This window comes from Wolbachia endosymbiont of Nasonia giraulti, from assembly GCF_048054155.1.
In the GTDB taxonomy this organism is placed as follows: Bacteria; Pseudomonadota; Alphaproteobacteria; order Rickettsiales; family Anaplasmataceae; genus Wolbachia; species Wolbachia pipientis_C.
Window position 1 is genome coordinate 1 of sequence record NZ_JAFEVH010000066.1, and the last position, 5,311, is coordinate 5,311.

The 5,311-nt window shown below is 33.7% G+C and carries 6 protein-coding genes and 1 pseudogene; 3 read left to right on the plus strand and 4 right to left on the minus strand.

Features of this window, described 5'->3' with window-relative positions:
- Positions 1-236: 236 nt before the first annotated feature.
- The 4 genes and pseudogenes from JR312_RS05885 to gap form a co-directional block, all read right to left on the minus strand.
- Positions 237-389, minus strand: a pseudogene (locus tag JR312_RS05885) (IS630-like element ISWpi11 family transposase); the annotation flags it as partial.
- A gap of 189 nt (positions 390-578) precedes the next feature.
- Positions 579-1,676 (minus strand): WD_0033/WD_0034 family tandem repeat-containing protein, encoded by a 1,098-nt coding sequence (locus JR312_RS05890; RefSeq protein ID WP_416647946.1) that lies wholly within the window; start codon positions 1,674-1,676, stop codon positions 579-581.
- A gap of 140 nt (positions 1,677-1,816) precedes the next feature.
- Positions 1,817-2,575, minus strand: coding sequence for a twin-arginine translocase subunit TatC (gene tatC, locus JR312_RS05895; RefSeq protein ID WP_416647947.1), 759 nt, complete (start codon positions 2,573-2,575; stop codon positions 1,817-1,819).
- Between the two features lie 3 nt (positions 2,576-2,578).
- Positions 2,579-3,550, minus strand: coding sequence for a type I glyceraldehyde-3-phosphate dehydrogenase (gap, locus tag JR312_RS05900; protein ID WP_264331157.1), 972 nt, complete (start codon positions 3,548-3,550; stop codon positions 2,579-2,581).
- A 151-nt stretch (positions 3,551-3,701) separates the two neighbouring features.
- Here gap and JR312_RS05905 point away from each other — a divergent pair, with 151 nt between their 5' ends.
- From JR312_RS05905 to JR312_RS05915, 3 genes are all read left to right on the plus strand, one after another.
- The gene (locus JR312_RS05905) at positions 3,702-4,061 is read left to right on the plus strand and encodes a hypothetical protein (protein ID WP_264331158.1); all 360 of its coding nucleotides are present in this window, start codon (positions 3,702-3,704) and stop codon (positions 4,059-4,061) included.
- A 276-nt stretch (positions 4,062-4,337) separates the two neighbouring features.
- Positions 4,338-4,682 carry a hypothetical protein gene (locus tag JR312_RS05910; protein WP_416647948.1) on the plus strand — a complete coding sequence of 115 codons (345 nt, stop codon included), beginning with the start codon at positions 4,338-4,340 and terminating at the stop codon, positions 4,680-4,682.
- 5 nt (positions 4,683-4,687) lie between these two features.
- On the plus strand, positions 4,688-5,161 hold the full coding sequence (locus JR312_RS05915; RefSeq protein ID WP_416647949.1) for a hypothetical protein: 474 nt from the start codon (positions 4,688-4,690) through the stop codon (positions 5,159-5,161).
- Positions 5,162-5,311: the final 150 nt, after the last annotated feature.

The window sequence follows — 5,311 nt, forward strand, 5'->3', positions numbered from 1 at the left end:
AAAAAGGTAGAGCAAAAGTGGATTACTGCTTTGCCTAATTGGGCTTTAACTATGTCTCAACTTGATATCTTTTTTCCTGGTAGGTTAAAAATTGAGTTGAATTGAAAATGCGGTTTGACACACTTTTTTGAACGTTCCCGCCATCAATTTTCTAACTTTGTTATTGCTGCCATATGGCAAAAAATATCTTAATAAAAGCTGTTACACTATTACTAGCAAGATATCAATCACGCTCTATTGGATCTACATTTTGATTTAAAATCGCCTATTTTCTTGCACCTTTTTGCCATTCATAGAATGTTAACTTTAAACCTCTTGGCTACAAATGCTCTACTTTCCCCTACATCCAATGCTTTTTTCCTTAAATCATAACTATATGCTGCTGGCATTTATATCTCCTCGCTACTTTACCTATTCCATCATGTTCACACTATTAGGAAAAGAGCTATAATTTTCAACACTAACAAAACTACTTCCTAATCTTTTACGCAGCAACCTATAGAACTTAATGCTGTGAATATATGATCAACAAAAAAAACTTTGAGAAAAGGAAGAATAGACTTCTTCCTTTCACTTAACTACGCTGTTACACTTGACCCTATACTAACTCCTTGCTCTACATTAGCTCTATCTAGATTCTTACTAGAATTTGACATTACGTATGTAATACCACCAGCAACAAGTCCAGCTAATACAGCAGCAGCTACAGCTATACCAATTATAGGCAATACCGGTAATGCAGCACCAAAATACAATCCTAACCCAACTGCCAATGCAGCTATAACACCACAAACATTACCAATGATTATTGGTTTATTAGTAGTTTTTACTGTGTCTTTTTGGTCACTTTGCCCTTGATTGTGCAATATATTGCTAGTTTCCTGTTGCAATTTAATTTTGCCAACATTATCTTTACTTTCACAACTAGATATACTCTTTGCAAGTATTTTTAGCCAACCATCAATTTTAGCTTTTTGCTCTTCATCTTGCTCTTGATTTTTTAGTATTTCTAAAATATTCTTGGTTTTGTTAAGATGATCTTTTTTTATACTAGCGAAAACTTTTTCTAACATATCATTATCTTGAGCTACATCTATAATAGCTTTAATACTTTTCTGACTAACTTCCTGATTAGTAAGATTTATAGCACAGCTAAGCGGTGTTAGAGTATGTTCTTGATCATCTGAAAGCCTGATCTTTATATTCTCAGTAGTAAGAACTTTTTCTAATAACTCTTTATCTTTTTTGGCTATACCTAGAATAGTATTAATGCCTATCTGATTATCAAGAATCATAGCATGGACAAGTGGTGTTGAAGTATATTCTTGACAATTTGAAAGCTTGATCTTTATATTCGCAGTAGTAAGAACTTCTTCTAATATACCTTCCTCTTTAGCTACACTTAGAATATCTCTAATATATCTCTGAATCTTTAACGAGTTCTTAAGATTTATAGCGTAGGCAAGCGGTGTTAGAGTATGTTCTTCACCATCCTCGAACTCTATACATCTCACAGTAGTAAGAATTTCCAGCAAATCCTCTTTTGACAATCTTGGAAGATCAATTTTTGAAGATCTTAAAAGAAGATCAATAATATTCTCACCTTCTTTCATCGCAGTCTGTAACTGATCATATAATCTTTGTTGTGTTTCATTTAACTCTTCATACTTTGGCATATCAAACTCTCCTATTAAAAATAATAATATACTTTAATTATTATATATTTAAGCAAACAAGTCAATAAATTAATAAAATGCTGTGGTGCCAAAAACACTCAAACAAGAAAAAGCACTCAAGTGTTCATTTTTTTCAACAGCTAATCCTTTGCTTTCTTCTCAATATATCTACATATCAGAATAGACAGCTCATATAATACCAACATTGGAATTGCAAGCCCTACTTGGCTTAGTACATCAGGTGGAGTTAAGATTGCAGCAATAATGAAAATTACCACTATCGCAATTCTCCGTTTATTTGACAAACTTTGTGCAGTGATTAGCCCTACTCTCACCATTAAGGTTAGTATGACTGGAATTTGAAATGCAGTACCAAAAGCGAACGCGAATTGAAGAACAAGGTCTAAATATTCACTAACTGATGGCATAAACTCTATTGGTATACCGAAAGATTTACCGCTATGTTCAAAAGCAATAAAAAATTTCCAGGCTAAGGGAAATATATAGTAGTAAACTACAGCGGCTCCCGTTACAAACAAAACCGGTGTTGCAATTAAGTATGGCAATAACACTGCCCTTTCTCTTTTATATAAGCCAGGTGCTAGAAACATATAGAATTGCCATGCAAACACAGGAAAAGAAAACAACAGTGCACTCATTATTGCAACCCTGAGATATACAAAAAACGCTTCTGTTAAGTCTGTATAGATTAGAGAAAAATCATCACTATCTTTTGTAACTTCTATTAAAGGTGCAAGTAAAAAGCGGTATATATTTTCTTTAAAGTAGTAACAAAACCCGAAGGTAACACAAAAAAATAGAAAGCAAAAAATAACCCTTTTTCTAAGTTCCGCAAAGTGCTCATAAAATGAAGCATATTTTTGTGAGTTTTTGTTCATACTTTACAATAAAGCTATATCTAACATTCTCAGTGAAAAAGCCCATTCATTGTCATACCACGCTGCAACTCTACAGATATCACCTGTGACATATGTACCAGCTAAATCCACAATTGCACTATAAGGGTTATGGACAAAGTCTATTGAAACTAAAGGCTCGTTACATACGGAAAGCACATGATTTGCTGAATTCTTAAATATTTCGTTTATTTCCTTAGTTGTTGCTCTCTTATCAGCTAAAAATTTAAAATCAACCATAGAAACGTTGCTAACCGGAACTCTAATAGCAGTACCATCTAGCTTACCCTTTAACTCAGGAATAACAGAACCAATTGTTTTTGCTGCTCCAGTTGTAGTTGGCACCATAGAAAGGCCACAAGCTCTTGCCCTGCGTAAGTCTCTATGGTTGCCATCAAGAATATTTTGATCATTCGTATAGGCATGTATAGTGGTCATAAAACCGCTTTTTATACCTAAATTGGAGTGTAAAATGTGTACAATCGGAGCCAGACAGTTTGTAGTACAAGAACCTGCTGAGATCACTTTATGCTCCTTTTTTAGCATACCGTTATTTACGCCGTAAACTACAGTTACGTCAGCATCTGAAACTGGAGCAGAGACAATTACTCTCTCTGCATTATGCTTTGCTGCTTCCGCACGCTTGTTGAATGCACCAGTGCATTCAAGTACTACATCAACATTCCAAGGAATATTTTCAGGGCTACGTTCTCTATATAAAGAAAATTTCCTGCTATTTATAGATAGCCAATTTTCAGACTCGTTAAAATCAATATCGCCGTTAAATTTGCCATGAACAGAGTCATATTTAATCAAATGTGCATGCTGCTCAGCACTGAGCGACCCATTTACCGCCACAACTTCTATTTGCTCGCTATAGTTTTCTACTTCAAAAATAGCACGCAATACATTTCTGCCTATTCTACCAAGACCATTAATTCCTACACGAATTGTCATTTTTCCATCTTAAAAGTTTAATTATAGAGGATATTGCCTGATATTTCATTCTATTCTTTTAGTTGTTAATCCTAATGTTATAATATATTGATTGACTAAAGAAACTGTATCACTTAATTAATAATATCTAAATTTTAACTTGGAGTAGGTTATGCATGGATTACCAATGACAAATTCAGATAATCAGTATCAGCAAAGAAAAATAGAAGCATTGCAAAAAGAAAATAAAGGACTGTCAGAAAAAGTGAAAACACTACAGAAAATGTCAGTGCTGCACAATGAAATGCTAGTAATGCTACAGTGGAAATCAATAACAGAGAAACTGCGCACAGAAATATTAAAAAAACTGCTAGAAGCACCTCAAGAAGCAGCAGCATTTCAATTAGAAGAAAGAGATGAAGATCAGCAAGTAATAGAAGACATACTGGATATGCAAGAAGAATTTGAATCTTTACAAAATTTGGAAAGTACTACTATTGAACAAACAAATATTCAAGGACAGAGCATATAGCTCTTTCCTACTCTTCAGAGTTAGCTAAATAGCTGACTCTGAAAAGTAGATAACAATTAGGGCTTATTTTACCTTTTTTATTTAGTAAATTCCTTAATATTTCTAATTATAAAGAACCCGTCAGTTATTTTTGTATTTTACGGCTAAGGATATTACTCTTTGGTATCTTATACTTTAATATCTTAATAATTAACTTGATTAAGTAACTATAGTACTATATTATTTAACTCAATATTAATGATAATTATTATGGATTAAAAAAACTTACAACAAGAGTTGCTTGGAATAATTTTTCTCATACTTGCACCAGCTAGTGCAGAAGAAGAAAGAGATATGAAGGAGCGAGCATTAGAGATTATAGGTATATTAAAAGATCATATTAATGATGATATAGAAATGAACAATCTGAGAATGACAATTTTAGACTGCATTATCCTGTGTGATAGTCAAGATAACGTAAGGTTAAATAACAGATCGTTATTAGACTTAGAAGATGCCGTCAAAAGTATTGGAGGGAAAACTTCACAAGAGTTAGGGCGAGTAAATCAGATTCCACAGCAACCAAATAGTATTGGGTTAGCGTTAGCAGAAGCTACAATACAATATGAGGCGCGCATGTGAGAGAAATGGAAGAGAGAAATGTAAGGATTATCACCTCAATTGGAGTATTAGGTATAACAGCCTTAGGAGTTAATCTTGGAAAATCAAAAGTGAGTGAAATTATTGGTACAACACTTGGAGGACTATTATCCATGCCAATAATGGTCATGTTACCAGCATCAATAGCAGTAGCGTTAAAAAACAGGAATTCAGAGCTTAGAGAAGTAGTACAATATTCTCTTGATGCAACAAGTAAACCGTCAAGGATTGGGTTAGTAGCAGCTTTAGGAGCAGGCGCGATGATGTTAATTAACAATATAACTAGCAGCAGCACTGAAACAAATATGGAATTATTAGGCCCTGGTTTTATAGCTGCAACTGGAGCTGGAATTGGTGCTGCATTGTCAACGGCTTTAGCGAGAAGGACGTTTGCTACTATCTCTACAAATTTGGAAAGTGTTGCCACTGAACAACAAAATATTCAAGGACAGAGCATATAAACTTGTAATAGGGGAACGTTCAAAAAAGTGTGTCAAACCGAAAAAAAAGTAATAAATTGATATAAAAAATGGAGGTTTGATATGAGTCAAGCAAATAGAACTACTGGTTTGGTAGATTATAAAGAATTAGAAACAAATATCCTGTCATCT

Excerpts from the sequence above, each read along its gene's own strand:
- tatC (WP_416647947.1), bottom strand. The coding sequence starts at position 2,575 with ATGAACAAAAACTCACAAAAATATGCTTCATTTTATGAGCACTTTGCG.
- JR312_RS05905 (WP_264331158.1), top strand. The coding sequence starts at position 3,702 with ATGCATGGATTACCAATGACAAATTCAGATAATCAGTATCAGCAAAGA.
- JR312_RS05890 (WP_416647946.1), bottom strand. The coding sequence starts at position 1,676 with ATGCCAAAGTATGAAGAGTTAAATGAAACACAACAAAGATTATATGAT.
- gap (WP_264331157.1), bottom strand. The coding sequence starts at position 3,550 with ATGACAATTCGTGTAGGAATTAATGGTCTTGGTAGAATAGGCAGAAAT.
- JR312_RS05915 (WP_416647949.1), top strand. The coding sequence starts at position 4,688 with ATGGAAGAGAGAAATGTAAGGATTATCACCTCAATTGGAGTATTAGGT.